Raw genomic sequence first — 25892 nt, 5'->3', positions numbered from 1 at the left:
GACATGAGCACCGTCGCAGACAAGAGTGCGGGCACAGGGGCCTTCGCCGCTTCCGGTTCCGCTCGCGGGTCCGTGGCCGAACGGCTGCTGACCTGGGAGTGGGTCTATCTCGGCTACCTGCTGTTCGTGCTGGCGCAACCGTACTTCACACCGGATCCCGACTGGTGGGAGTGGCCGCTGGCGATCTCGGTGTGCCTGGTCACGGCCGTGCTGTACGGTCTGGCGCTGCTGCGGGGCCGGTCCGTGCGGCAGATCTGGACGTCGATCGTGCCGATGGCCCTGGTCGGCGCGCTGGCCACGCCGTTCAACACCAACGCGAGCGTGTTGTTCATCTACGCGGCCGCCGCGGCCGGCAACACGCTGCCGCGGCATGCCGCCCGCTTGTGGTTCGTCGGTCTCACCGCGCTGGACGGCGTCACGGTCCTGGTGTCGCAGGTCCCGATGCCCTACCGGCTGTGGGGCTTCGTGCCGCCGCTCGCCCTGATCTGGGTGATCGGGCTGCTCGAACTCAGGCAGCACGACCGGCGGCAGGAACAGGAGAACGAACGGCTGCGCAGCTCGCAGGTCGAACTCCTCGCGACCATCGCGGAACGCGAACGGATCGCACGTGATCTGCACGATCTGCTCGGGCATTCGCTGACCGCGGTCGTGATGCGCGCACAGCTGACCAAGGAGCTGGTGCTCGCCGACCCGCGGCGGGCGCGCGCCGAGGCCGAGGAGATGGAACGCAATGCGCGGGAGGCGTTGGCCGCGGTACGCAGCACGGTCACCGGCTGGCGGCAGACCGATATCCGCACCGAACTGGAGGCGGCGCGGCGCGTGCTGGCCGGGTCCGGGGTGAGCCTGCGGGTGGCCTACGACGACAAGCTGATCCTCGTCGCGTCGACCGAGCACGAACTGGGGCTGGCGCTGCGGGAGGCGGTGACGAACGTGGCCCGGCACGCGCGCGCGTCCGCCTGCCACATCGGCGTGGACGCGGACGAGGAACGGGTGCGGTTGGTGATCGCGGACGACGGGATCGGCGGTGAGGCCCCGGAGGGCACCGGGCTGACCGGGCTGCGTGAGAGGGTCGCGAAACTCGGCGGCGCGGTGCAGCGCACCGGCTCGGCCGGCACGACCCTCTCGATCACGGTGCCGGTGGAGGCGGCCGGATGATCCGGGTGGTACTGGCCGAGGACCAGGGCATGGTGCTGAGCGCGTTCGCCTCCCTGCTGGACCTGCAGCCGGACATCAGGGTGGTGGCGACCGCCACCAATGGCGGCGACGCGCTGGCCGCGGTCCGCGAGCACCGGCCGGACGTGCTGGTGACCGACATCGAGATGCCCGGCCGCACCGGTCTCGACCTGGCCGCGGATCTGAACCAACTGGGCGATCCCACACGGGTGTTGATCGTGACCACGTTCGCGCGCAGTGGCTATCTGCGGCGGGCGGTCGACGCGGGGGTGGCCGGCTACGTGCTCAAGGACGCGCCGATCGGTGAACTGGCGGCGGCCCTGCGCCGGGTGTACGCCGGCGAGCGGGTGGTCGCGCCGGAACTGGCGATGGCCGCGTGGGACGCGGCCGATCCGCTGACCGAGCGGGAACGCGAACTGCTGCGCGCGGTCGCGGACGGGGCGAGCAACGCGGAGATCGCGGGCCGGCTGTTCCTGGCCGAGGGCACCGTACGCAACTACCTGTCCACCGTCATGGCCAAGCTCGGCGCCCGCAACCGGACCGAAGCGGCCAGAACGGCCCAGACCCGCGGCTGGCTCTAGGCCGGCGTGAAGCGGCCCGGGATCGGTCCGGCGCGCCGGACCGATCCCGGGCCGTGGCCACCTCGTCAGCCGACGAGGGCCGGGAGCCGGTCGGGCAGTACGAACTGGGTGTCGCGCAGGGCGAACTGCAGGTCGTGCAGGGGGCGGCCGGTTCCGTGCCAGATCGACAGCGCGTACACGCTGATCGGGTAGTGCACCCAGCGCGGCGGCGCCCACACCGTCCCGCGCACGGTGTTCCCCTGTCCGCTCGTGTCGAGACTCGACGGTACGTCACCGGACGCGACCAGCAGGTTCCAGCCCCGCTCCGGCACCGCGAACTCCGCCTCCACGAGCTCGCCGCGCAGACTCGCCCGCAGGATCGTCGTCGCCGCGATGTCGAGCGACAGCGCGCCGTCGACCAGCACACGGTCGACCTCGAAACCGGAGTCGGCCAACCACGCGCACAGGTGGTCGACCGCGGCGTTGAGCAGGTCCGCCGTGGCGCGTTCGGTGGAGACCGCACGGCACAGCAGCGCCTGGAAGTGCACCTCCTCGGGCACGATGATCTGGTCGCCGATGACCGTCTTCAGCAACGGCATGTCCAGCTCGGCCGGTTCCTGGTAGGCGACGGCGATGTTGCGGGCGACGGCGCGCAGGAACGGGTCGGGGCAGTCGTCGAGCAGGAACGACCGCAGCCGTGTGCACAGTTCGACCATGCGCACACCCGTCGTGGCGTGGATGACGCGCAGCGCGCAGCGCAACAGGATCTTCTGGAACAGCGTCATGGCCACCCGGAACTCCATGCCGTTGACCCACTCCTCGGGGGTCATGGCCTCGTGCGCGACGACGACGTCGGCGACGAGTTCGGGATTGGTGATGTCGCCGGGCATCCAGCGGGTCTTGAGCGCGTGTTCGTCCTGGAAGGACTCCCGTGAGTATTCGGTGTTGTTGAGCAGCAGCAGCGGATAGATCACCGGCGAGCCGCCCGCGCTCAGCACCTCCTCGACCCCGTTGAGGTAGGAGTCGTAGGTCTCACCGGGCAGGCCCCAGATCAGGTCGGTGTAGGTGGGCACGTCGAGTTCGCGGAACCGGGTCAGCAGCCGGCGGTAGTGGTCGGTGCGGATGTTGGAGCGGTTGGCGATCTTCAGCACTTCGGCGTCGAAGGACTGCGCGGAGAGCGTGATCGCGCCCGTGAGGTCGGCGGCGTGCAGCATGCTCGCGATTTCCACGATGCGCTCGTTGCTGTTCTTCGCCCAGTTCGTGCTGACGATGAGCCGCTTGTCGTAGCGCTTGCTGAGTTCGACGATGTGCTCGGCGATCTGCCGGTCCCGGGCGAGGATCCCGAAATTCGCGTCCGCGATGAAAAGCGTGGCGTCGGTGGGCATCAGCCGGATCAGCCGGTCGAGCTCGGCGAAGATCCGGTCGAGGTCGAACTGGCGCACCTTGGAGTTGGTCGCGCCGCCCCAATAGCAGAACGCGCACCGGTAGGGGCAGCCGCGGTTGGTCTCGTATACGATCATGGACGAGCCGGTGATTTCCTCGTCGGAATACACCGGCGTGAGGATCGGTGAGACGATCTGCTCGAGATCGGTAATGCGATCCGCATCGGGATTGGTGACGAGGTTTCCGTCGGCCCAATAGCTGATTCCGGGAATCGTGGCAAGGTCTCCTTCGGCCAGGAAACAGTGCAACAGATCACGGAAACGCAGTTCGCCTTCGCCGTGCACCAGGACGTCCACCCAGGGAGCCTCGGCGAACAGCGGTTCCTGCTGGTGGCTGACGTCGTTGCCGCCGACGACCACGCGGCAGTTCGGCCAGCGCTCCTTCACCTGGCGGGCCAACTCCAGGGACTGCGCGCGGTTCCAGAAGAACACGGTCAGCGCGACGACGAACGGTTCGTCCCACGAGTCGAGCAACTCCGTCGTCGCCTGCCCGCCGCCGCTCTGTTCGCGCACGCTGATACGGAAATCGCAGGCGTTGTCAAGAGTGGGGTCGGCGACCGATGCCGCCTTCAGGTATCCGAGGGTGACGCTGTATCGGACACCGTGCATCGCGGTGAACTCGACGAGCTGCACCGGTCTCTTATCGGTGGAGATCATGGCTTCACATCCGTACAAAGTCGGGCGCGGTGGGCTTTCCGTACACGGAAATGACTCTTCGAGTAGAGATTGTTGTCCACTTGGTGAGTAAGAATACCTCGTATCGGATTGCATGGATGGAAGAGTTCTGCGATGAACACTGGGAAAAGAGAAGGAAGCGGTTCCGATTCGTCCGAAGCGCCGGATCGTTGTCGGCACCGACCCGCTCACTTACCATCCGGTCGCGACCAACTCGTACGCGGGATCGTCGACGCCATCGCCGATCCCGCCGGGCCCAGGGCCGTGCTGATCCTCGGCACCGGCGGCACCGGACTGAGCACCGTGCTCAAGCAGGTGTGCCAGGAGTTCGGCGACGACCGCACCTGGTTCGTCCCCGCGCGGCCGAGGCAGCCGCACTCCGCACTCGGCAACGTGCTCAACAACTTCCGCGCGCTGCGCCCCAAGGAGCGGTCCGACCGGCCCAGCACGGTGCTCGCGATCGACGACGCGCAATGGGTCGACGCCGGCACGATCAGACGGCTGACCTCGCTGGTCCGCGCCTCGGCCGACACGGGTCTGCGCTGCGTGTGCACGGTCCGGGTCGACGTTCCGGCCACCGTCCAACCCCACCTGGTGGCCGAACTGGTCGATGACCGGCTCGTCGACGTCGTCTGGCTGCGACCGCTCGACGACACCGGACTCGCCGCGCTGATCGGTGAACGCTCGGGCGCCGAACCCACCGCCGAACTCGTGCGCCACGTCGGCAGACTCACCCGGAACAGACCCAAGGCCGTCGGCATCGCCATCGACGCGCTGACCGCCGCCGACGGCATCCGGGTCGTCGACCTGCGCACCCATCTCGTCCGCCCGGACGCCGTACCGACGCTGCGGCCCCAGCACCGGCTCCTGCAGGAACTGCGCGGCCTCGGCGCGGCCAAGTGGTCCGTAGCAAAGGCCGCGGCGGTACTCAATCCACTCGGCGACGCCATGCCGGAACTCGTTGCGGAAGCAACGGGCCTGCCGCACGCCGAGGTCACGGAAGCCCTGCACGTACTGCGCACGAACGGAATCGTGCGGCAGACGCGGGACGGCGGACGCTGGATCTTCCGGCTCCCGCTGGTACAGCGGATCCTGACCGGCCAGACCGGCCCCTACGAACGCCGCCGCCTCGCCGAGGTCGCCGTCACGGCGGTCTGGGCGGGCCGGGCCCGCTGCACCGACCCCGACTTCCTCGCCGATCAGCAGGCCTGCGCCGGACGCATGCTCGACGAGCGACGCGCGAAGGCGGAACTCCTCGCACACGCACGGGCGTCCACCCGCTGGAACGTGGGCTACGGCTCGCGACCCGGCCCCGGCTTCGGGGTCGCTCTCACCTCCGGTTCCGGCTCCCGCTCGGGCTCCGGTGCCAACGCCGGTGTCTGGTTGCGGGCAGCCGCCCAGCTCACCTCGGACGAGACGGAACGCGTCCGCATACTCTGGGAGTCCGCGCGCGTGTTCGCCGCCCAGGGCAGGATGGCCGAAGGCCTGGCGACCGTCGAATCGCTGCTCAACGACCTCTCCACGCAACGTGGTTGCACCCCCCTCCTGATCGACATCCACCTGGCCCGCATCTCGATGCTGCACGCCACCGGCAACCGGGCCGCGCTCAACTGGCTGGCCCGGGGCGAGACATGGCCCTGGGCACCCGACCCGGCGGTACAGGCCGTGACCAGAGCGGGCGCGTCGTACGCGCTCGGCCACTGGCAGCAAGTCCGCGAACTCCTCGACGGCATGCCGCGCCACGAGGACGCCTCCGGCCGGCCGCAGGACCCGGCCGGGCACCACGGGGACCCGGCCCGGCGCGCGGAGGTCCTCCGCTCCCTCGCCGCGCTGTGGCAGGGCGATCCCGACCGCTTCACCGGCCACCTGTCCCGCCCCGACCAGCGGGGCTTCCCGTACACCGCAGCGCTCCTCACGCTCGGGGAGCTGACCGCGGCCGAACGGACACTGGCCCGAAGCGGCGGCCGTTCCGAGGATCTGGCACTCGCCGACCAGGCCGTACTGGCCGCACGCCGTGGTGACTTCGCCCGCGCGCTGGTGCTCACCCGGCGCTGCCTCGCACCCGGCGCGATGCCCAGTTCGGACCCGAGCCGGGTCGGCATGATCCAGGCTGCGGCGCTGATCCTGCTGGCGCGCGGCCAGTTGAGAAGGGCGGGCGAACTCGTCGACCGCGGTCACGGCGCCGGCCGTACCCCGCTGCTTCATCTGCTCGCCGTCCCGCAGGCACGCGCCGCGATGGCACTCGGCGAGCACCGGCACGTGGGGCAGATCCTCGACCAGGCCGTCACGGACGCGTCGGACGGCGACACGGTGGTCGGCACCGACGAACTCTGGTTCGCGTCCGCACAGCTCGCCGCCGCGACCGGAGACCGTGACCGGCTCGACATGTGCCGGCGCGAAGCCGATGCGGTCGCGAGCAAACTCGGCACGGACCGCGCGATCACGCACAGCCTGCTCGTCCGGGCCGTCGTCGACCCGCGCTCCGGCCCCGCCGCCCTGAACGCCGCCCGCGCGCTGGGCCAGCCGTTCGAGCTGGCCGTGGCCATCGAGCACCTGGTGCGGGTCGGCGCGGCGGACCCGCTGCTGCTCCGGGAGGCGTACGGCTCGCTGGGCCGGGTCGACGCGCTGCTCGCCCGGGCGCGGATGCGGACGCTCATGCGGGAACACGATGTCGCCGTGCCCGACCGCCAGGCGGTCGTGGAGGAGAACGAGCGGCTGCTCGCGGTGCTGGTCGCCCAGGGTTTCGGCAACCAGCAGATCTCGGCGCTGCTCAGTGTCAGCAGGAGAAGCATCGAGTCCCGGCTGACCAGGCTCTTCTCCCGATCCGGCTACCGGTCGCGGCTGGAACTGGCGATGGCCATGCTCCACGACCGTCCCGAGCCGTCCCTGACGGTCTACACGTGCGCAGAGCCGTCCCTGTCCTGATTCCCGTCCTGCCCGGGTTCCGGTCCGCGTCGGGTCAGGTGGTGGCGGAGCGTCGTAAGGCGTCGGCGACATTCGTGCGGAGGATGTCGGCGCGTTGGTGGGGACGGTGTTCTCGGGCCTGTCCCCGCTCGTCATCGAGGACGTGGCCGGCGAAGGCGAGCGGATCGCGGTGCCGGCTGCCGCTGTTCGTCCCGTCCGGGACACGGCCGAAATGGGGGTCGTGCGGTCCGATTTGCCTGCCCTGCATGGTCAATTCAAGCCGATCATTTGACCAGCGCATGACATTCAAGGCCGAGTGGTGTCACTCTTCTGCGGAAGTTCACCGTTCCTTGGCGGACTCGCCACGCGGCGCAGCCGCAGCATCATCCCCCACCTCCTTCCACCCGCATGCCGTGCAGCGCTCCGGACCGGCACACCCTGCCGCTCCGTCTCGTCCACGGTCCCCACCACGGGCCGTCGTACCGAAGGAGAACCCGTTGCCCCTGCGACACCGCAGCCCTGTGCGGCGCAGACGCGCCCATGCCCTCGCCCTCGTCGCCGTAGGGTCCCTGCTCGCTCTGGCCACTCCCAGCCTCGCAACCGCGGCGCCCGCGGTCCCGGGCCCGGGACCGGCGAAGATCACCGCCACCCCGCGGGCGGGCGCCGCCCCGACCTCACTGACACCCGCCCGTCGCACCGCCCTGATCAAGAGCGCCCGGTCGGCGGCGGCCGCAACGGCGCAGCGGATCGGTCTCGGCGCCAAGGAGAAACTCGTCGTCAAGGACGTCATCAAGGACGCCGACGGCACCGTGCACACCCGCTACGAGCGCACCTATGCCGGCCTGCCCGTCCTCGGGGGCGACCTCGTCGTCCACGACAAGAGCGGCCGCACCACCGTCACCACGGCGCACGCGGCGCGCCTCTCGGTGTCCTCACTCAGCCCGAAGATCACCGCGGCGAGCGCCGCAGGCAAGGCCGAAGCCGCCTCCAGACGCGCCGAGGCCAAGAACGCCCAGACGCAGAAGAAGCCCCGGCTGGTCGTCTGGGCCGGTACCGGGAGACCCGTGCTGGCCTGGGAAAGCGTCGTCGAGGGCGTGCAGCGCGACGGTACTCCCAGCGAGCTGCAGGTGGTCATCGACGCCGCCACCGGCAAGCAGCTTCTCGCGGCCGAGAAGGTGCACACCGGTTCGGGCACCGGCCAGTTCGTCGGCACGGTCCCGCTCGGCACCACCCTGTCCGGATCGACGTACCAGCTCGTGGACCCCGACCGTGCCGGGCACAAGACGTACGACCTCAACCAGGGCACCTCGGGTACCGGCACACTGTTCACCGACGACAACGATGTCTGGGGCGACGGCCTGCCGTCCAACCGCCAGACCGCCGGCGTCGACGTGGCCTTCGGCGCCGCGGCCACCTGGGACTACTACAAGGACACCTTCGGCCGCAACGGCATCCGCGACGACGGCGTCGCCGCCTACAGCCGTGCCCACTACGGCAACAACTACGTCAACGCCTTCTGGCAGGACTCCTGCTTCTGCATGACGTACGGCGACGGCTCGGGCAACACCCACCCACTGACCGCCCTCGACGTGGCGGCCCATGAGATGAGCCACGGCGTCACCGCGGCGACGGCGGGCCTGAACTACTCCGGCGAATCCGGCGGACTCAACGAGGCGACCTCCGACATCTTCGCCGCCGCCGTCGAGTTCTACGAGAACCTCCCGGCCGACCCCGGCGACTACCTCGTCGGCGAGAAGATCGACATCAACGGTGACGGCACCCCGCTGCGTTACATGGACAAGCCCTCCAAGGACGGTGCCTCCCGCGACAGTTGGAGCTCCACCCTGGGCGGCATCGACGTCCACTACTCCTCGGGCCCCGCGAACCACTTCTTCTACCTGCTCTCCGAGGGCAGCGGCGCCAAGACCGTCAACGGCGTGGCCTACGACAGCCCGACGTACGACGGCCGGCCCGTGACCGGCATCGGCATCCAGAACGCCGCCGCGATCTGGTATCGCGCGCTGACGACCTACATGACCTCGACCACCGACTACGCCGGTGCCCGCACCGCGACCCTGTCGGCCGCCGCCGACCTGTTCGGCGCCTACAGCCCGACCTACCTCGCCGTCGCCGACGCCTGGGCGGCGATCAACGTCGGCAACCGCATCGCCCTCGGGGTCAACCTCGCCCCGGTCGCCGACCAGATCAGCGGCGTCGACCAGGCGGTCAGCCTCCAACTGGACGCCTACACCACCAACACCGGTGCCTCGCTGACCTACGAGGCCACCGGGCTTCCCGACGGCCTGAGCATCAGCCCGAGCGGCCTGATCAGCGGCACGCCGACCACCCTCGGCACCAGTGACGTCACCGTCGAGGTGACCGACAGCACGGGGGCGTCCGTCTCGGACACCTTCAGCTGGAAGATCGCGTACGTCTATGCCAATGCCACCCGCGTCGACATCCCCGACAACGGGCCCGCCGTGGAGTCGCCGATCACCATCACCGGCCGCGACGGCAACGCCTCCGCGACCACCTCGGTCTACGTCGACATCGTCCACACCTACCGCGGTGACCTGACCGTCGACCTCGTCGGCCCGAACGGCACCGTCTACTCGCTGCTCAACCGCAGCGGCGGCTCCGCCGACAACGTCGACCAGACCTTCACGGTCGACGCCTCCGCCCAACCGCTCAGCGGAACATGGAAGTTGCGCGTGCAGGACCGGGCGTCCATCGACGTCGGGTACATCGCGCGCTGGCAGCTGACGCCCTGACGCTCTGCCCGTCGCACCGGCAGTACTCCGCCGCCCGGGTCTCCTGGGACCCGGGCGGCGGTGGTGCCTGCGGACTACTCCTCGATCGCGGAGGGGGCCGCGGCGGGCGCGGGGGTGCGGAGGTTGCGTCGGCGGAGCAGGAGGGCGGGCGCGGCCGCTGCCACGGCGACGGCCGCGGCGGCCAGCGCCCAGGGCGTGCCGGACGCCCGGTCCGCGCCCGTGACACGGTCCAGCGACCAGTGTCCCGGGCCGGTCGTGGCCAGGACGAACGCCAAGGCGCCGTAGACGAAGGGGACTTCGTAACCGCCCAGGTGGGCCCAGAGACCATTGGGGGCGTTGGGTGCCGCGGCCACGATCATGGTGCCCATGACGATCGCCGCGGCGAGCGGGGTGGCCGCGCCGGAGGCGAACAGCGTCGCCGCGATCAGTTCGCAGGTGCCTGCGAGCCGGACCAGGGGCCTGCCGGGGCGGAACCCCCAGCTTTCGAAGACCGCCGCGGTGCCGGCGGGCCCCTGTCCGCGGAACCAGCCGAGCAGCTTCTGTGCCGCGTGTCCGAACAGCAGTCCTGCGAGCAGCAGGCGCAGGAGCAGCAGGCCGGCGGTCATGTCGCGATGTCCGGGTAGGGGAGCGTGTGGTGCGCCAGCCGCTCGGCGTACTGCTTCTGGTAGTCCAGCCCCCGGTGGTCGCGCTCGAACATGGCGATGAACAGGGTGAGGGTGAGGAAGGGATGGGCTCCCAGGGCGAAGAGCGCGGGATGGTCGTGGGTCGCCAGCGCCTCGCGTTCGGCGTCCTCGAACGTCAGCCAGGTGGTCGCCTCGGCACGGACGCAGTTGAGGAGGGTGTTGGCCTGGGTGGCCTCCCACCATGTGACGGTGCCGCGCGGGTCGTCCCGGTAGCGTTCCACCAGTTCGGGGTCGCGGTCGACGGTGAAGAGGAACTTGTTCACCAGATACCTGCTCATGCGCCGGCTCCCTTCGGGTACCAGGTGAAGTAGGCCTCCATGGTGTGGAACAGGTCGAGGGTGTCGACGTGGTCGGCCTGGGCGCCCTCTCCCGCGACGCCCATCATCAGCATGAAGTCCATGAAGCCGTGGGTGGCGTTGCCGGGGTGGTGGAGGCTGTCGAGGGTGACCTCCGCCAGGCAGCCCTCGATGTCGCCGCTCGCGATCCACTCGACGGCTCTGCGGTCGAACTCGGGGTCGGGGCCGTGCTCGCCGAACTGACGCGGCCCGCCGAGTTCGAGGGAGAGGTGGCCGGTGCCGATGACGGCGACGCGTTGGTCGGAGGGCCAGCTCTCGATGATGTCGCGGAGGGAGCTGCCCAGCTGGACGAACCGCTGCGGCCGGGGCAGCGGTGGCGCGAAGATGTTGGTGTAGATCGGCACGATCGGCAGGTCGGCCTCGGGCCGCAGCGTGATGATCGGGCAGGTGATCGAGTGATCGATGCGCAGCTCGTTGCTGAAGGCCAGATCGAAGCCGGTGTCGAGGCCCTGGCGCAGCACGTGGGCGGAGAGTTCCTCGTGGCCTTCGAGGAGCATGCGCGGCAGGCCGAACTCGCGTTCCTCGTTGTAGAAGTTGGCGTCGTAGAAGGGTGCCTTGCCGACCAGGAACTGCGGCATGTTGTCCAGCCAGAGCTGGTGGAAGTGGTCGGATCCGACCATGACCAGCACATCGGGGCGGGCGCGGGTCAGCGTCTCGCGGAACTTCTCGATCTTGGCCACCCAGGCGTCGGCGAACGGGGGCCGGTCCCCGCCGGTGGCCGTGCTGGCCCGGTAGTAGAAGGGGTGGTGGGTCGAGGCGATGACCGCAACCAGCTCTGCCATGTCATTCCTTCGTCGGGTTACGTGTGCTCAGTCAGGTGTCGGGGCGACGTACCGGGCGTTGCGGTCCACGGAGAGATAGACGTCCATGCCGAGGGGCGAGCGCTGCTCCTCCGCGAGGTGGCCGAGGAGTCCCGCCGCACGTGCCAGCAGCGCGAAGCCGCGTAGCAGGCCGATGGGGAGGCCGAGGTCGGCCAGGGCCGCACCGCACACGCCGGCGCCGTTGAGCGGAAGGGTGCGGCCGAGTACCTGAGGATGGACCCGGCCGACGGCTTCGAACAGCCGCAGGTGCGGGCCCTTGAGCCCGTTCTCCTCGGCGATCTTCAGCAGGACGGGGGTGCGCGGGTCCAGGACCTTGTGCACGGGGTGTCCGAGTCCGGGGACGAGCCGCCCGCCGGCCCGGGCCGCTCGCACCGTCTCCAGCGCCAGCGCGTCCCAGCCCGCGGCGTCGGTTTCGCCGGGCAGGTGTCCCTCGTGCTCCGCCACGGCCTCGTGCAGGAACGCTCCGCAGTCCTCGGTCACGCCGAGGAAGCGTGAACCACCGCCCAGCAGGCCCGCCGCGAGGGCTCCTTGGACGGAGTCGGGGGCGGACAGGTAGGTGAGCCGTGCGGCGATCGCGGTGGGGGTGAATCCGTGGTCGGCCAGCGCGACGAGGACCGCCTCGAAGACCCGGACCTCGCCCGGTCGGGGACGGCGCTGGGTGACCAGCCACAGGGCCAGCTCACCGAAGCCGACCCGGCCCATGAGGTCGTGAGCCAGATCATGGCCGAGCAGGGTGATCGTGTCGGCGTCGGACGTCCCCAGCGAGGTCGGATACTGCGGCGGCCGGCCGTTGTCCGGTTGCTGCACGGTGGTGCTCCTCAGGCTGTTCAGGAGGTGGCGGCCCGCTGCGGGCCCGGAAGGGACGGCGGCGGCCGGTCAGTCGCGCGGGGCCGTGAGCCAGGCACGCAGGTCGGCGCCGTGCTCGTCCAGGCCTGGCGGCGGGAGGTCGTAGCGCGGGGGAGTGGCCGAGAACGAGATCGGATGGCGCACCGAGGGAACGGCCGCGGCCCCCTCGCCCACGACGACCACCGGGTCGAGCCCGGCTTCCTCCGCGAAGGCCACGCCCTCGGCGATGGTGTTGATGGGCGCGCACGGTACGCCCGCGGCGATCAGTGCCTCGAAGAGGTCCTTCTTGGTGCGGGTCGCCAGCCGCTCCACCAGCAGTGGACGAAGCTCTTCGCGGTGGGCGGTGCGGTCCTGGTTGCGGGCGAAGCGCGGGTCGTCCGGCAGGCCGGGAAGACCGAGCACCTCGCAGAGTCTCGCGAACTGGCCGTCGTTTCCCGCGATGACGATCAGTTCGCCGTCGGCGACGGGCAGCGGTTCGTAGGGGAACAGGCTCGGGTGGGCGTTGCCCATCCGGTGCGGTACGTCTCCGCCGGCCACGTAGGCGCTGGAGTGGTTGACCAGGCCGGACAGTGCCGACGAGAGCAGGTTGACCTCGAGGTGCTGGCCCGCGCCGGTCCGGTCGCGGTGGTGCAGTGCGGCCAGGATGCCGGTGGCGCAGTGCAGCCCGGTCATCACGTCGAAGACCGATATGCCCGCCCGGTAGGGCGGACCGTCCGGGTCACCGGTCAGGCTCATCAGCCCGGAGATCGCCTGCACCATCAGGTCGTAGCCGGGCAGGGCGGCATCGGCGCGGGAGCCGAAGCCGCTGATCGAGGCGTAGACGACACGGGGGTTGGCCTGGCGGACGGCGTCGTAGTCCAGGCCGAACCGGGCGAGCCCGCCCGGCTTGAAGTTCTCGATCAACACATCGGCGCGGGCGGCCAGTTCACGGGCCAGCGCCACATCGGTGCGGTCGTTGAGATCCAGGGCCAGCGACCGCTTGTTGCGGTTGACGCCGAGGTAGTAGGTGGAGACCTCACCGCGCACCGGCGGGAGCCAGCTGCGGGTGTCGTCGCCCTTGGGGCCCTCCACCTTGATCACTTCGGCGCCCATGTCCGCGAGCAGCATGGTCGCGTACGGACCCGCGAGGATGCGTGAGAAGTCGGCCACCAACAGCCCGTGCAGCGGTCCGCGAGGGGGGCCGCCTTCGGACGGAGCTGCTTCTTCCGCCATGCCTCAGCACTCTCCTCGTCCGTTCTGCGGACGGCTGTCCGCAGAACGAAGTCTCAGATCGCCGGGGCGGCGTGTCAAGACATGGGCGCGGGGTTCACGTGGCCGGCGTGCGCGGGATCGCGCCGTAGCGCGCGAAGTCGGCGCTCACCTCGCCGGCCGCCTGCAGCAGCAGCGGCAGGTACTCGTCCCGCAGGGTCTCCACCGAGGTCTCCGCGGCATGGACCGTGACGTTCATCGCCGCGATCACCCGCCCGTCGCAGTCCCGGAGCGGGGCCGCCACCGAGCGGATGCCCGCGGCCAGTTCCTGGTCGGTCAGCGCCCAGCCCCTGGCGCGCACCTCCTGCAGCGTGGCGTCGAGTCCGGCGCGGTCGACCCGGTGGCGCGGCTCGGCGGGGGACCGGCTCGGTTCGGCCAGCGCCTTGTCCAGTTCGGCCGGGTCGAGACCGGCGAGCAGCACCTTGCCGAGAGAAGTCTGCGGGGCGGGGAAGCGGGTGCCGATGCTCACCGCCAGCGCGATGATCTTGGGTACGGCGACCCGGGCCACGTAGACGATGTCCGAGCCGTCCAGCTGTGCGATGGACGTCGACTCGTGGGTGCGGGCGACCAGGCGTTCCATGTGGGGACGGGCCACTCCCCACAGGCCCATGGCCTGGACGTAGGTGAGGCCGAGGTCGAGGACGCGGGCGGTGAGGGCGTAGCCGCCGCCCGTCCGGGAGCGTACGTACCCCAGGGATTCCAGGGTGAGCAGGATCCGACGCGCCGTCGGGCGGGCCAAGCCGGTGGCCGTGGCCACCTCGCTCAGGGTCATGACGGGTGCGTGCGGGTCGAACGCCTTGATCACGTCGAATCCGCGGGCGATCGCCTCGATGAAGTTCGGGTCGTCGTCGCGACGGGGCACGGTGGCTCCTGCTGTTCGAAGGTGCGGGCACGACGGGGTGCCCCCGACGAGCTTAGCCATCCCGGTACGGCCGTCCGCATGGCGAAGAGACGGGCGCCGGCGTCTCGGCGCCTCCTCGGCAACGGTGTGCGCACGAGGTATTGACAGTGCCTTCCGTCCAGATCCATCGTTGCGCCCACATTGCTCCGTTCGCCATACGGACATCCGTCCGCAGTTGGCGAAGGAGTCGCTCACGCTCGGTGCGCCATGAGTTCGGAGGAATGAATGAACGCGGCCAGCAATGCGGACGGGTTCGGTGACAGTGCGGCGAGGCCGCCCGTGGTGTTCCGGGGCGGGACCGTCCTGACCATGGATGACCGAGGGACGCTTCATCCCGAGGCCGACGTGCTGGTCGTCGGTGGCCGGATCGAGGCGGTCGGCCCCTGCCTGGCCGTTCCGGAGGGCACCGTCGAGATCGACGCCACCGACGGCATCGTGATGCCCGGCATGATCGACACACACCGGCACATGTGGCAGACCGCGATGCGCGGATACGGTGCCGACTGGACCCTCACGCAGTACTTCGTCTGGTACTACCTCGAGCACGGCAGGCACTTCCGGCCGGAGGACGTGTACGCCGGCAATCTGCTGTCGGCCGTCGAGGCACTCGACGCGGGTGTCACCACCACCGTGGACTGGTCGCACGGCCTGCAGACGGTGCAGCACGCCGACGCCGCCGTCGACGCCCTGGAGGAGGTGCCCGGCCGGTTCGTCCTCGCCTACGGCAACATCCAGGCGGCGCCCTGGGAGTGGTCGGTCGCGCCCGAGTTCCGCGAATTCGTCGGCCGCCGCTTCCACGGCGACGACATGCTCGGCTTCCAGATGGCCTTCGACGTCACCGGAGATCCCGCCTTCCCCGAGAAGACCGCCTTCGAGGTGGCACGCGAGCTGGGGGCGACGGTGACCACGCACGCCGGCGTATGGGGAGCCACCAACGACGACGGCATCAGACTCATGCACGACCACGGCTTCATGAACCCCGACACGGTGTACGTGCACGCGGCCACCCTCAGCGCCGACTCCTACCACCGCATCGCGGCGACGGGCGGCTCGGTGTCGGTGTCCACCGAGAGCGAGCAGAGCTGCGGGCAGGGCTACCCGCCCACCTGGGCCCTGCGCGCACACGGCATCCCCGTCTCGCTGTCCATGGACACGAGCGTGTGGTGGAGCGGGGACCTGTTCTCCGCGATGCGTGCCACCCTCGGCGCCGACCGGGCCCGCGAACACCTCGAGGCGCACGCCGGGAGCGAGACCGTGACCCACGTCCATCTGCGGGCCGAGCAGGTCGTGCGATGGGCCACCCGCGGCGGGGCGCAGGCACTCGGCCTCGACGACAAGGTCGGCAGTCTCGAGGCCGGCAAGAAGGCGGACGTCGTCCTGATCAAGAACGCTCACTCCCCGGCGATGTTCCCGCTGCTCAACCCCTACGGCCACGTCGCCTTCCAGGCGCAGCGCGCGGACGTGCACACCGTCATGGTCGACGGACGCGTCGTGAAGCACGACCACCGGCTCGTCGGCATCGACCTGGCCAGGGCACGCCGCAGCGTCGAGGCCACGGTCGACTACCTGCAGGGACAACTCGGCCCCGAGGCCTGGGAACACGGGATGAACCCGGACGTGCCGGAGACGAAGGTCCTCGACAACCCGTACACCTACACCGGCTACCGCAGCACCGCCACGCACGGCGGCTGACCAGCTTCTCGGGGCGCCGGCGGCTTCCCCCCTCCGGCGCCCCCACGGCTGCCGCGGCACCGCGCCGTGGTGAATGCCGTCGAGGTCCTCGATCCCGCGGCCGCGGCGGCTGCCGCACCGGCCATCGTCGAAGCCGCCGAACGAGATCGCCCGGTCACCCGGACCGCGGAGCGATGCCGTACGACCTGTCACGGTCGCGCCCCTGCGGCACCGCGGCCGAGGGCACGGAAGCGGTCGACGCCTGCGGGATCTTCGTCAGGCCCTGCGGGCGGGCCGACCGCGGCCCGCGCGCGGCGTTGCGGCCGCCGAGCAGGAAGTGGCTGCTCCGGCGGTGGCACCGTGCGCCGTGAAGCGCCGCGTTCACCAGGAGCGGCCCCCATGCGTTCATGGCCGGTGCCGACCCGCTGGAGGGCGACAACTGGCCCTTCGTCGCGCCGGCGTGGCCGAGGTCCAGGGCTAGACTCGCGGCGTGGATCGGGAGGGACGGGGACAGTGAGCACAGCACCCATACGATTCGGCATCGTGGGCAGTGGCTGGCGGGCCGAGTTCTTCGTTCGGCTGGCGAGGGCGTTGCCCGAACGCCTGGCGGTGGCCGGGGTGGTGACTCGCTCCACCGAACGCATGGCCCGGATAGCAGCGGAGTGGGGCGTGCCGGCCTTCCGGACGGTCGACGAACTCTGCGCAACGGGGCCGGAGTTCGTGGTTCCGTCGGTTCCGTGGGACGTCACGCCGACGGTCGTGCGGGAGCTTGTCGGGCATGAGACGCCGGTCCTCGCCGAGACGCCACCGGCGCCCGATGTGCCTGGACTGCGGGAGCTGTGGGATGCCGTGGGGGTGGCGAGGCGTGCCGGGGGCGGCGCATTGGTGCAGGTGGCGGAGCAGTACACCCTGATGCCCGGACACGCCGCGCGACTCGCTCTGGTGAAGGAAGGGGTGATCGGCGACGTCACGTCCGTACAGGTCTCCTCCACCCACATGTATCACGCGATGTCGCTGATCCGGCACACCCTGGGTGTGGGTTACGGCCCCGCGACGGTGACGGCCCGTGCCTTCACCGCCCCGCTCGCCGATCCACTGTCTCCCGATGGCTGGTCGGATGACCTGACACCCAAGGACGCCGTCACCACCCTTGCCCTCTTGGACTTCGGCGGAGCTCGTACGGCCCTGTACGACTTCACGGACAACCAGTGGTGGAATCCGCTACGGGCCCGCCGGATCGTGGTGCGCGGATCGCTCGGTGAGATCGTGGACGACACGGTGGTGCGGATGGCTGATCCACGCACGCCTGTCGAGTCCCTGCTGATGCGTCGCCGCACCGGCACGGACCTCAATCTCGAAGGGGCTGAGGTGCACCACATTTCCTTCGACGGACGGGTGGTGTGGCGCAACGACCATCTCGGCGCGAGCCTGTCCGAGGACGACCTGGCCGTCGTGGCTCTGCTGTGCCGTACGGGCGCCTGGGCGCGGGATGCCGGTCCGGAACCGTATCCGCTGGCCGAGGGCTGTCAGGACCATCTGCTGGCACTGGCTTGTGAGGAATCGGCACGTACGGAGGTGCCGGTGACGACCGCGGTGGAGGCCTGGGCGAGCGGCTGAACCGGCCGCCCCGCACGGTTGCGCAGCCGTGCGGGCCGGCCTGGAGAACGGTGTCACCTCGCTGTGGCGGGTCATCGGTGACCAGGGCATCCGGGGCCCGTTGGCCGCCGGCTCCGGGGCGGGACTCCGTCCGAGGACGCCTACGTGGTCCGCGACCTCCGGTACTCCTCGACCACCAGGTCGGTCAGCTCGGCCACCGACGTCTGCGACGTGCGCTTGTCGAAGGTGATCTCCCCGTGCTGAAGCAGGTTGACCCGGTCGCAGACCTCGAAGACCTGGGCGTAGTTGTGGGCGATGATGATGACGGAGACCTCGCCCCGGGCCTTGAGGTCGTTGACCAGGTCGAGGATGAGCGCGCCCTCCTTGGCGCCCATCGCGGCCAGGGGCTCGTCGAGAAGGAGGACCCTGGCCTCGGAATACACCGAGCGGGCCACGGCGATGGCCTGGCGCTGGCCGCCGGAGAGCTTGGCGACCTCGACGTCGACCGACGGGATGTTCACCCCCATCTCGTCCAGGTGCTCCTGGGCGATCCTGCGCATCGCGCGGTTGTTCAGCAGCCGGGTGGGCCGGATCTTCTCCCGGTTCAGGAACATGTTGTGGTAGACTGTCAGTTCGTTCACCAGCGCCAGGTCCTGGTACACGGCGTCGATGCCGAGCGAGCGGGCATGGTCGACCGACTTGAGCGTCACCTCCTCGCCGTTGAGGAGGATGCGGCCGGCGTCGGGCCGGTGGAAGCCGCAGAGGATCTTCAACAGGGTCGACTTTCCGGCGCCGTTGTCACCGACCAGGGCGAGCACCTCACCCTTGTCCAGGTGCAGGTTCACGTCCCGTAGCGCCGTGACCGCGCCGAAGCCCTTGGCCATGTGCTCCACGGAGAGCGCCGGTGCCGGTGTCGGCCCGCTCATCGGCGGCCTGCCCTTCGCAGTCTGGCCAGGTACACGTTGAGCACCATGGAGAGGATGATCGCGGCACCGAGGATGATGTTGAACGGGTTGGCGTTGATGCCGATGAGGTTGAACCCGTTGCGCAGTTCCGCGAGGACGAGCGCGCCGAGCAGCGCGCCGACGACCGTGCCCGAGCCGCCGGCCAGCGCGGTACCGCCGATGACCGCGGCGGAGACGGCGGTGAACATCGGTGTCGCGCCGTCCGCACCCGCGGAGGTCGGGTCGATCGAATCGACCCGGAAGGCCTCGAGGATGCCGGCGAAGGCCCCGAGAGCGCTGGTGGCCATGAAGTTGCCGAACTTGATGCGGCCGGTCCTGATGCCGGCCTCGCCCGCGCCGAGCGGGTTGCCGCCGGTGGCGATCGTGTACAGGCCCCAGCGCGAGCGGGTCAGGATCACGTGGAAGTACGCGACGACGATCAGGCACCAGATCAGCTCCGACCAGTCCGCCTGCCCGAACCAGCCGCGCACCCCGTGCGCCGCCTCGGGGATCTGCGCCGGGTACGCGTGCGACGTGGTCAGCATGATGCCGAGGATGAGGAAGAGCATGCCGAGCGTGGCGACGAACGACGGCACCTTCAGCACGACCACCACGAAGCCGTTGACGAGACCGATGACGGCGCCGGCCAGTGTCGAGCCGATGATCGCGACGATCGGGTACGTGCCGTAGTAGTCGATCATGTAGTGCATCAGGAACGGTGACAGCGCGAAGACGGCGCCCACCGACAGATCGATCTCCCCGCTCACCAGCAGCAGCACCATTCCCGCCGCGATGATCGCGTACGGCGCCGTCTGCTGGGAGAGGTTGACCAGGTTGTTGCGGGCCAGGAAGTCCGAGTTGTTGGACCAGAAGTACAGCAGCAGGCCCACCGCGACGATGAAGATCGTGGCCTCACGGCGGATGACGAACGCCTCGTAGGCCAGGCGCAGGGGTCCGTGCCGCCGCACCGGCGGGGTGTCGGCCGTGGCGCTCTCCCCGTCGATGGCGTCCCGCACGGCCCGCTCGCTCATGCGTGTGCGATGGGGCCGGAGCGCTTGATCAGCTGCTGCTTCGTGCTGGAGCCCTCGTACCGGGTCTTCGTCTGCAGATAGGGGTCGACGTTGTCCTTGGTCACGAAGAGCAGGCCGGTGTCGGTGACACTCGGGATCACCAGTCCGCCGGACAGCTTGTACATCCACAGGTAGAGCACGCTCAGGAAGCCCTGCAGATAGGGTTGTTGGTCGATGGTGAAGTCGAGGTCGCCCGCTTTGATCGCGGTGAGCGTGTTCGGGTTCAGGTCGAAGCCGCCCGCGACCACCCCCTTCTTCTTGAGGCCGTACTTCTTCACGACCTTGCCGACGCTCTCCGTCGAGCCCGCGTCGACCGCGAACAGACCCTTGAGGTCCTTGTGGCCGCTGACATACGCGTCGATGGTCGACAGCTCCTGAGGAAGCTCCGCGCCGCTCGCGACCGACTTGAAATTGATCGACTTGCCGGATGCCTTGATCGCGTCGGTGGCTCCGTCGATGCGCGGCTGGATGTTGAGCGCGCCCGGCGTGGCGATGAAGCCGACCGCGTCCCCGCCGGAGGGCATCAGCGAGGCGATGCGGCGGCCCAGCTCGACCCCGGACTGGTAGAGGTCCTGCCCGACGTAGCAGAGCCGGCTCGTCCCCGGATCCCCTTTCGCCCCGTCCGCGTTGTACGAGATGGTGGGGATACCGGCGTTGAGGGCCTTGTCGACGGGTGACGTGAAGGCGTTCTTGTCGACGACCGCTATCGCGATGCCGTCGGCCTTCGCGGAGACGGCCGAGCTCATGGCGCTGACCATTTCCGGGACGCTCGAGTCCTTGGAGCCGGTCCACTGGAACGAGGCGTCCAGGAGCGCGCAGGCGTCCGCCGCGCCGTACTGCGTCGGAGTGAAGAACGGGTTGGTCGTGACGTGGTTGACGAACACGAACCTCCACTTCGGTGTCTTCGGGAAGTCGCCGACACCGTCCCCCGTCTTGTTGTTGCCGCTCTTGTTGTCGGCTGAGCAGGCGGACAGCAAGGCCGCCGCGGCGGCCGAGGCGCTCACCATTCCGGCGCCGCTCAGCAGCCGCCGCCTGGCCAGCCCGTTCAGGCTGAGCGTCTCGACGGCTTCTTCCACCTGCGGATCGATCTTCTTCATGACCACTCCGGCGCGCTCGGCCCGTGCTGCCCGGTATTTCGAACGTCGTTCGGCTTGTTTGGTGGGGCTGAACGTAGAACTGGCCTGATAGGTCGTCAAGGCCCTGAGTCGGCTACGGTTTCGTCAATACGTGTACGTGGATCGTCTGCCCCGCCATGCCTACGTCGGGACCTACGTCGTCATCGGTCCGGGGCCGGCTGCGGCCTCCGGATAGTGCCGGCGGAGCACGGAAAGACCGATCGCCGCCCGCCGTACACGCTCGCGCGCGGTCGCCACGGCCACGTCGGCGAGGTGCGCTCCGGAGGGATACAGCGACGGCGCGTTCCGTACCGTGAACTTGAGGTGGACGGGAGCCGCCACGCGTACGAGGGCCGGAATCTCGTAGTAGCGGACCACGCCGCCGAAGTCGTCGGCGCCCTCGACATAGACGTCCAGAGGTGTGTCGACCGCGCCCCGGATCGCCGCCATCTGGGCCAGGGTGAGATCGATCGGCAGGTTGATCGTGGTGACCCCGAGGTCCTCAAGGACCCGTGCGGCCGCGGGATTGGCCGTCGGCATCGATATCGACGCCTTGATCCCCAGGTCCGGCGGCAGGTCGCCGGACGCCCGCATGCGGCCGAGGACCCACAGGTGTCCGATGTCGGCCACGAGCACGCTGCGCACGCCGAGGTCGCAGCCCCGGATGACGTCCTCGACCCCGTACGCGAGCTGGTCGGCGCCGCGCAGCACCGCGGCCGCGCCGCCACCCGCGGCGGACGTGGCCTGGATGCCGATGTCCCAGCCGCCGCGCGGTCCGACGAAGAGGCAGACCTCCACGCCGCGTTCGCGGCCGAGGGCCACCATCTGCTCGATCTCCGAGTCGGCGAGGAGCATCATGCCGCTGCCCTGGCTGATGCGATGTATCCGTATCCCGTGCCGCTCGGCCTCGTCCACGACCGCCTGGAACGGGCCCGGGCCTTCGACCGACGGGATCTCCACCCGGTACTGCGCGCCGTCCGGGAAGCGCTTGACCGAATCGGGCAGTTCCCCGAGGTCCCGCTCCGGCAACCCCAGCGCGGACAGCGACCGCCGTGACCTTTCCATGCCGTCCATCCGGACCTTCTTTCGGTCGATATGCCGAACTTTGTTCGGCATCGCTGCGCTTGGACGGTAGGCAGCCGACGACGGTCCGTCAACGGCAGCCAAGGACAACCGCGGGCCGGGCCGCCGACGACGCCATGTCTCGCACCCCCTTGCCCCCGTTCCGGCGGGACCTTATGGGGTGCGGCGGTGGGCCCGTTCCAGGCCGTTCGTGTGATCCGTCGGTCGGGCAGCCCTGCAGCGTGGTGGAACAGTGCGTCAACTGGTCGGTCACGGCCGGGAGATCGGACACGACCGGGGCGCCTGACCGCCGGCCGTAAGGGTCTGTTCGGCCTGATACGTCCGCGCTGCGGTGACGCCTGTGCCGGGAGCGCGCTGCAATCCATCAGGACTCGACGGGTGAGCTCTGATCGTGCATGTGCTGGACTTGAAGGATTTTCGGCCACTACTCCGGTGTCGGCAACCAGCGGGGTCTCGATAATATCCCCAGCTCACGAACGGGGTGAGCCAGTGGCCGCTGCTGGTGCCGGTGGCCGTGCTGGCCCTTCCGGCGCTGCCGGAACTGGTGGGCGGCGGGGCCGCCGTGGAGACGGGAACGGCGATTACCGTGGCCGTCAGCCGGGCCCTGTACGGGCTGGCCGCGTGACGGGGCCGACAAAGCCAGGAGGAGAGGGATGATTTCGCAGAAGTCATGGCTGCGGCGGCACATCACGCCGGTCGCCAAGGCGGAAGGCATGTCGAAGAAGGACAATGTCCTGCGGCTGGCCGGGGATCGTGGGGACTGCGCGGTGCTGGAGTTCGAACCGCACCCCATGGACCCGTCGACCGAGGTGTTCTTCGTCAAGGCGGCGATCGTTCCCACGCCGGAGCGGGCGTGGGTGCACCGCGAGGGCTGGGAGGTCGCGCAGCACCGGCCTCCGACGTCCGCCGCGGCCATGGTCAGCTGGTACGTGCTGCCACCGGCTTCGGTCGCCTACGACCCGGACGACACATCCACACCCGCGCGTCGCTACTGGGCCTACGGCGGGCGGATCGACCCGGAGGAGTGCGGTCGCCAGTTGGCCGGGGAGCTCACGCGGGACACGATCCCGAGGATGCGTCTGCTCCTGGATCGCGACAGGCTCCTCGACGAGGTCCGGGCGAAATCGCCGGGGGTCCGCGTCGGACGTCCGCCGGGGTGGGCCGACGTGCTGCTGAACGTCGACCGTGTCTCACCGGCTGACCTGGAGCGGCTCCTGGAGCGGGTCGAGCGCGACTACCCCGTCGCGGACGAGTTCACCGCATGGGCGCGCCGATTCGCGGCGACGTCCCGCACCGCGGCAGGACGCTAGCGGAATCCACCGCGAGAAGGGGCCCGCCGGCCATGGACCGGCGGGCCCCGCCCTGTGGTACGCGCCGGCCTCCCGCCTGGCGACAGCTCCCCGGCGGCCCGTCCGCCCTGTCAGCCCTGCCCTCGCCGTCGCGGGAACGCTGATCGCGTGCCGACCCACACGCGCCGCCCCATGCGACTTCCGGGTGCGCTTCGGCAGTCCGATACGTGATCCATGTCGATGAGTGGGGGAGTCAGCGGTGCGGTCGTCGGGCTTGGGCGGAACACGGCTTGCTGGTCGCGGTGATCGTATGGAGAGCCCTGGGGGACCAGCGAGGCTCCCGCCGCCCCCACCCCCGGCACCCCTTCGCCCGCGGCCGGCGACAGCGGAACCGTCACCGTGATGTGCGTCGGCGGGTGTTACCAGTAGGCAACCGTATGCAGGCGTCGCCCCTGGCGTCTTGATGGTCCAGCCGGCGCGGTGTCTCCAACGACTCGTTGGCGATGTCGTCCTGGCGCAGTTCCTTTCCCGTTAACCATCAGACCTGGAACACTTGCCCGGCGTGACTCTGGTGTGGATGGCGTAGTCGTGAACGTCCTCGCTGATACCGGAGGTTGTGGGCAGGCTGTTGGGGACGGGGTCCGCCGAGGTGATGAGGAGACAGGCCCTGTACTTGGTGGGCCTTGCCCTTCCTGTCCCGTCGTGGAACTCCGTGCCGGTGATGACGTAGCTGTCCACGGCGTCCGGGGGAGGGGTGGTGAAGTCGTCTGTCAGGCCGAGGCCGTTGCCTTTCACGACGGCCTGCACTTCGGTGTCCACCAGGGTCCTGAAGGTCCCCGCACCCGGCGTGCTGCCGTCGCCGGGTGCCTGCCCACCGCTCTCCATGTCGGCCGCGATCTTCTCCGCCTCGTGCAGGACCTTGTCCTGCGTCCAGTGCCGGTCGTCCTCGGCGCTCCAGAGCAGGCCGGCGACGATGAGAGTGAGGGCGACGAATGCGGCGCGGGAGGCGATGACGAGGCCGAAGTTCCTGTCGGCAGTGGCCCTTTGGGGATCCGAGGGGACCGCTTCGGCGAGTACGACCTCGCCGGCCGTTTCCGCACCGTCGGCGGCCCGTTCGGGCAACCGCCGGTACACACGGATCACGTCGAACGTGGCGGCGGTGACGGCGACGCTCGCGATGAGAACGGCATATGAGTGGCCGTCCACGTTTCCCTCCCTCCGGTGTGCAGTCTCGGCGGCGGGGCGCCTGGGCCTGCCTTGCGGCGGCATGTGAACCTGCGGGACGTGGCGCAGGGCCGATGCCGCCGCCCCCTCCACGTACGCCTAGCCTCCCCCGTGCGACGTGTTGTTCATCTGCGCCTGCTTCTGGCGAGCCTGTTCCACCAGGCGGTTCTCCTCCGCCGGGAACGAGTCGAACAGCGTCTTCAACCGCTTCATACGGCCCTCGGATCGGTGCGCCAGTTGTCGGCCCTCTTGCCGATCCAGGTCTTCGGCATCATGTTGTCGACGTTCTTCATGGCGGTGCGGATGTCGTCGACCGCCCGCTCGATCGCGTTCATGTCCTGGCGGCAGAGGTAATCCAGGCGGTCTTCCTGGGGTATGGCCATGGAAGAGTCTCACTCCTACTTCGTTGCGATCTTCAGAACGAAACGGGCATGGCCCGCCATGATGAGACTGCCTGCCGAGTAGGTCAGAGCCTCGGGCATCGTGCAGGGAAGCTTCAACGCGTCGACCGAGTAACCCTCCTTGCACCCTGAGTCCGAGTCGCCACCGGAGATCTGCCTGGCGACGAGTTCGGCCTTGCCGGAGGTCACGTGCAGCACGTATCCGGCGGATTCGTCTCGCGCGCGTACGTAGACGCCGTTCGAGCCGTCTCCCGCCATCCACGTCACTCCGAGTGAGGCCAGGTTGCCTTTCACCCCTGAAACGTGCTTCGGCAGGGCGAGTTTCTGAACCGATCCGTCCTCGTGCACGGAAACGACGTCACCCAAGCGCCCCGACAGGCCGTCCTCGGCGGTGCGCAGATAGACCGTGCCGGAGTGGTCCACGGCACTGCCGCGGTCGATGATCTGCTGGACCTTGCCCTTCTTGTTCCTCGGCGCTTGGTAAAGGCGTGTCAGTCGGTCTGCCTTGAGCCGCCAGATCACGTCGCCGTCCGCGAACAGGACGGAGCCGTCCGAGCGCCTGCCGAAGGGCTCGATGCGTCCGGTGGTCAAGGGGAAGGTCTTCGCCGAGGTGGTGGCCGGCACCGGCTGACCGGGTTTCCGTGACGTGCCCGAAACGCCTGCGAGGGCTGTCTGTTCGCCGCCAGGCTTCATGTTCAGCAGTTGTGCGTGGGCGCCGACCACGAACGAGTTGGGAGACAGCACGACCAGCCCGCCGGCACCGTGCACTTCGCTGTTCAGGATCGTCCTGGCCTTGTGGCCCTCGATCACGGCCAGGGACGTGGCCAGGCCGTAGACCTTCCCGTCAGGCCCGACCGTGAGACCGTCGGGATCGCCGTCGAAGGCGAGCCAGGCTGCTCCCGAACTGCCACCGTGCCCGTTGTCGGTGCTCAGCAGCGCCTCGGCCTGGCCCTTGTCCGGTTCCTTCCACTTGTCGTCGCCACTCCCCAGGCAGCCGCCCAGGGCCAGCAGGGCGGCCACAGCCGCCCCGGCCGTCAGCCACGCCCGACTGCGTCGCTTCACGGTCGAACCCCATTTCCCTTCAGTGCCGAGCACGTCAACTGGCCCCGCGGCTGAAGG

General features: G+C 69.6%; 24 protein-coding genes. 9 read left to right on the top strand and 15 right to left on the bottom strand.

Annotated elements, in window-relative coordinates:
• The first annotated feature begins 3 nt into the window (after positions 1-3).
• Together ACIRPX_RS28895 and ACIRPX_RS28890 are read left to right on the top strand one after the other, a co-directional pair.
• Positions 4-1155, top strand: a complete 1152-nt coding sequence (locus tag ACIRPX_RS28895) for a histidine kinase (RefSeq protein WP_404200630.1) — start codon at positions 4-6, stop codon at positions 1153-1155.
• Positions 1152-1754 (top strand): response regulator, encoded by a 603-nt coding sequence (locus tag ACIRPX_RS28890; protein ID WP_404200628.1) that lies wholly within the window; start codon positions 1152-1154, stop codon positions 1752-1754. Before ACIRPX_RS28895 ends, ACIRPX_RS28890 begins: the two co-directional genes overlap by 4 nt.
• Positions 1755-1819: 65 nt before the next feature.
• Here ACIRPX_RS28890 and ACIRPX_RS28885 read toward each other — a convergent pair whose 3' ends face one another.
• Positions 1820-3832 carry a radical SAM protein gene (locus tag ACIRPX_RS28885; protein WP_404200626.1) on the bottom strand — a complete coding sequence of 671 codons (2013 nt, stop codon included), beginning with the start codon at positions 3830-3832 and terminating at the stop codon, positions 1820-1822.
• Positions 3833-4114: 282 nt separating this feature from the next.
• On the opposite strand from ACIRPX_RS28885, the gene ACIRPX_RS28880 reads away from it, so the two are divergent.
• The 3 genes from ACIRPX_RS28880 to ACIRPX_RS28870 all read left to right on the top strand — a co-directional run bounded on the left by ACIRPX_RS28880 (position 4115) and on the right by ACIRPX_RS28870 (position 9525).
• Positions 4115-6775 carry a hypothetical protein gene (locus ACIRPX_RS28880; RefSeq protein WP_404200624.1) on the top strand — a complete coding sequence of 887 codons (2661 nt, stop codon included), beginning with the start codon at positions 4115-4117 and terminating at the stop codon, positions 6773-6775.
• Positions 6776-6872: 97 nt separating this feature from the next.
• Complete coding sequence (locus ACIRPX_RS28875) at positions 6873-7046, top strand: hypothetical protein (protein WP_404200622.1); 174 nt, start codon at positions 6873-6875, stop codon at positions 7044-7046.
• 205 nt (positions 7047-7251) lie between these two features.
• A complete protein-coding gene (locus ACIRPX_RS28870; RefSeq protein ID WP_404200619.1) occupies positions 7252-9525 on the top strand; it encodes a M4 family metallopeptidase in 2274 nt (757 codons plus the stop codon).
• Positions 9526-9599: 74 nt separating this feature from the next.
• On the opposite strand, the gene ACIRPX_RS28865 is transcribed toward ACIRPX_RS28870, so the two are convergent.
• From ACIRPX_RS28865 to ACIRPX_RS28840, 6 genes are all read right to left on the bottom strand, one after another.
• Positions 9600-10130, bottom strand: coding sequence for a DoxX family protein (locus ACIRPX_RS28865; RefSeq protein WP_404200616.1), 531 nt, complete (start codon positions 10128-10130; stop codon positions 9600-9602).
• On the bottom strand, positions 10127-10486 hold the full coding sequence (locus ACIRPX_RS28860) for a hypothetical protein (protein WP_404200613.1): 360 nt from the start codon (positions 10484-10486) through the stop codon (positions 10127-10129). The genes ACIRPX_RS28865 and ACIRPX_RS28860 overlap by 4 nt, the downstream gene beginning before the upstream one ends.
• A complete protein-coding gene (locus tag ACIRPX_RS28855; RefSeq protein WP_404200610.1) occupies positions 10483-11346 on the bottom strand; it encodes an extradiol ring-cleavage dioxygenase in 864 nt (287 codons plus the stop codon). The genes ACIRPX_RS28860 and ACIRPX_RS28855 overlap by 4 nt, the downstream gene beginning before the upstream one ends.
• A 27-nt stretch (positions 11347-11373) precedes the next feature.
• Positions 11374-12192 (bottom strand): citryl-CoA lyase, encoded by an 819-nt coding sequence (locus ACIRPX_RS28850; protein WP_404200607.1) that lies wholly within the window; start codon positions 12190-12192, stop codon positions 11374-11376.
• Between the two features lie 69 nt (positions 12193-12261).
• The gene (locus ACIRPX_RS28845) at positions 12262-13443 is read right to left on the bottom strand and encodes a CaiB/BaiF CoA transferase family protein (protein WP_404200604.1); all 1182 of its coding nucleotides are present in this window, start codon (positions 13441-13443) and stop codon (positions 12262-12264) included.
• 94 nt (positions 13444-13537) lie between these two features.
• Positions 13538-14341, bottom strand: a complete 804-nt coding sequence (locus ACIRPX_RS28840) for an IclR family transcriptional regulator C-terminal domain-containing protein (RefSeq protein WP_404200602.1) — start codon at positions 14339-14341, stop codon at positions 13538-13540.
• Positions 14342-14605: 264 nt separating this feature from the next.
• Here ACIRPX_RS28840 and ACIRPX_RS28835 point away from each other — a divergent pair, with 264 nt between their 5' ends.
• Complete coding sequence (locus ACIRPX_RS28835) at positions 14606-16072, top strand: amidohydrolase family protein (protein WP_404200599.1); 1467 nt, start codon at positions 14606-14608, stop codon at positions 16070-16072.
• A 154-nt stretch (positions 16073-16226) separates the two neighbouring features.
• Here the strand turns inward: ACIRPX_RS28835 and ACIRPX_RS28830 are convergent, their stop codons facing one another.
• Positions 16227-16460, bottom strand: coding sequence for a hypothetical protein (locus ACIRPX_RS28830; protein ID WP_404200596.1), 234 nt, complete (start codon positions 16458-16460; stop codon positions 16227-16229).
• 104 nt (positions 16461-16564) lie between these two features.
• On the opposite strand from ACIRPX_RS28830, the gene ACIRPX_RS28825 reads away from it, so the two are divergent.
• The gene (locus ACIRPX_RS28825) at positions 16565-17668 is read left to right on the top strand and encodes a Gfo/Idh/MocA family protein (RefSeq protein ID WP_404200593.1); all 1104 of its coding nucleotides are present in this window, start codon (positions 16565-16567) and stop codon (positions 17666-17668) included.
• 140 nt (positions 17669-17808) lie between these two features.
• Here the strand turns inward: ACIRPX_RS28825 and ACIRPX_RS28820 are convergent, their stop codons facing one another.
• From ACIRPX_RS28820 to ACIRPX_RS28805, 4 genes are all read right to left on the bottom strand, one after another.
• Positions 17809-18573 carry an ATP-binding cassette domain-containing protein gene (locus ACIRPX_RS28820; RefSeq protein WP_404200590.1) on the bottom strand — a complete coding sequence of 255 codons (765 nt, stop codon included), beginning with the start codon at positions 18571-18573 and terminating at the stop codon, positions 17809-17811.
• Positions 18570-19622 carry an ABC transporter permease gene (locus ACIRPX_RS28815; RefSeq protein ID WP_404200587.1) on the bottom strand — a complete coding sequence of 351 codons (1053 nt, stop codon included), beginning with the start codon at positions 19620-19622 and terminating at the stop codon, positions 18570-18572. Before ACIRPX_RS28815 ends, ACIRPX_RS28820 begins: the two co-directional genes overlap by 4 nt.
• Positions 19619-20758 carry a sugar ABC transporter substrate-binding protein gene (locus ACIRPX_RS28810; RefSeq protein ID WP_404200584.1) on the bottom strand — a complete coding sequence of 380 codons (1140 nt, stop codon included), beginning with the start codon at positions 20756-20758 and terminating at the stop codon, positions 19619-19621. The genes ACIRPX_RS28815 and ACIRPX_RS28810 overlap by 4 nt, the downstream gene beginning before the upstream one ends.
• 171 nt (positions 20759-20929) lie before the next feature.
• Entirely contained in the window at positions 20930-21850 is a 921-nt protein-coding gene (locus tag ACIRPX_RS28805) for a U32 family peptidase (protein WP_404200583.1), read from the bottom strand.
• A gap of 490 nt (positions 21851-22340) precedes the next feature.
• On the opposite strand from ACIRPX_RS28805, the gene ACIRPX_RS28800 reads away from it, so the two are divergent.
• Positions 22341-22484, top strand: a complete 144-nt coding sequence (locus ACIRPX_RS28800) for a hypothetical protein (protein ID WP_404200580.1) — start codon at positions 22341-22343, stop codon at positions 22482-22484.
• Between the two features lie 28 nt (positions 22485-22512).
• The gene (locus ACIRPX_RS28795) at positions 22513-23169 is read left to right on the top strand and encodes a hypothetical protein (protein WP_404200577.1); all 657 of its coding nucleotides are present in this window, start codon (positions 22513-22515) and stop codon (positions 23167-23169) included.
• Positions 23170-23679: 510 nt separating this feature from the next.
• Here ACIRPX_RS28795 and ACIRPX_RS28790 read toward each other — a convergent pair.
• The 3 genes from ACIRPX_RS28790 to ACIRPX_RS28780 form a co-directional block, all read right to left on the bottom strand.
• Entirely contained in the window at positions 23680-24465 is a 786-nt protein-coding gene (locus ACIRPX_RS28790; RefSeq protein ID WP_404200574.1) for a hypothetical protein, read from the bottom strand.
• 116 nt (positions 24466-24581) lie between these two features.
• Entirely contained in the window at positions 24582-24755 is a 174-nt protein-coding gene (locus ACIRPX_RS28785) for a hypothetical protein (RefSeq protein WP_404200571.1), read from the bottom strand.
• 15 nt (positions 24756-24770) lie between these two features.
• Positions 24771-25835: a hypothetical protein gene (locus tag ACIRPX_RS28780; protein WP_404200568.1), complete on the bottom strand. Its 1065-nt coding sequence runs from the start codon at positions 25833-25835 to the stop codon at positions 24771-24773.
• Positions 25836-25892 lie beyond the last annotated feature (57 nt).

Origin of the sequence: Streptomyces sp. NPDC101225, assembly GCF_044767585.1 — a bacterium.
Lineage (GTDB): Bacteria > Actinomycetota > Actinomycetes > Streptomycetales > Streptomycetaceae > Streptomyces.
The sequence above is the reverse complement of the archived record's forward strand: the minus strand, read 5'-3'. Positions and strand labels throughout refer to the sequence as shown.

Excerpts from the sequence above, each read along its gene's own strand:
- ACIRPX_RS28895 (WP_404200630.1), top strand. The coding sequence starts at position 4 with ATGAGCACCGTCGCAGACAAGAGTGCGGGCACAGGGGCCTTCGCCGCT.
- ACIRPX_RS28890 (WP_404200628.1), top strand. The coding sequence starts at position 1,152 with ATGATCCGGGTGGTACTGGCCGAGGACCAGGGCATGGTGCTGAGCGCG.
- ACIRPX_RS28885 (WP_404200626.1), bottom strand. The coding sequence starts at position 3,832 with ATGATCTCCACCGATAAGAGACCGGTGCAGCTCGTCGAGTTCACCGCG.
- ACIRPX_RS28865 (WP_404200616.1), bottom strand. The coding sequence starts at position 10,130 with ATGACCGCCGGCCTGCTGCTCCTGCGCCTGCTGCTCGCAGGACTGCTG.
- ACIRPX_RS28860 (WP_404200613.1), bottom strand. The coding sequence starts at position 10,486 with ATGAGCAGGTATCTGGTGAACAAGTTCCTCTTCACCGTCGACCGCGAC.
- ACIRPX_RS28855 (WP_404200610.1), bottom strand. The coding sequence starts at position 11,346 with ATGGCAGAGCTGGTTGCGGTCATCGCCTCGACCCACCACCCCTTCTAC.
- ACIRPX_RS28845 (WP_404200604.1), bottom strand. The coding sequence starts at position 13,443 with ATGGCGGAAGAAGCAGCTCCGTCCGAAGGCGGCCCCCCTCGCGGACCG.
- ACIRPX_RS28835 (WP_404200599.1), top strand. The coding sequence starts at position 14,606 with ATGAACGCGGCCAGCAATGCGGACGGGTTCGGTGACAGTGCGGCGAGG.
- ACIRPX_RS28830 (WP_404200596.1), bottom strand. The coding sequence starts at position 16,460 with ATGAACGCATGGGGGCCGCTCCTGGTGAACGCGGCGCTTCACGGCGCA.
- ACIRPX_RS28820 (WP_404200590.1), bottom strand. The coding sequence starts at position 18,573 with ATGAGCGGGCCGACACCGGCACCGGCGCTCTCCGTGGAGCACATGGCC.
- ACIRPX_RS28815 (WP_404200587.1), bottom strand. The coding sequence starts at position 19,622 with ATGAGCGAGCGGGCCGTGCGGGACGCCATCGACGGGGAGAGCGCCACG.
- ACIRPX_RS28810 (WP_404200584.1), bottom strand. The coding sequence starts at position 20,758 with ATGAAGAAGATCGATCCGCAGGTGGAAGAAGCCGTCGAGACGCTCAGC.
- ACIRPX_RS28805 (WP_404200583.1), bottom strand. The coding sequence starts at position 21,850 with ATGGACGGCATGGAAAGGTCACGGCGGTCGCTGTCCGCGCTGGGGTTG.
- ACIRPX_RS28795 (WP_404200577.1), top strand. The coding sequence starts at position 22,513 with ATGATTTCGCAGAAGTCATGGCTGCGGCGGCACATCACGCCGGTCGCC.
- ACIRPX_RS28785 (WP_404200571.1), bottom strand. The coding sequence starts at position 24,755 with ATGGCCATACCCCAGGAAGACCGCCTGGATTACCTCTGCCGCCAGGAC.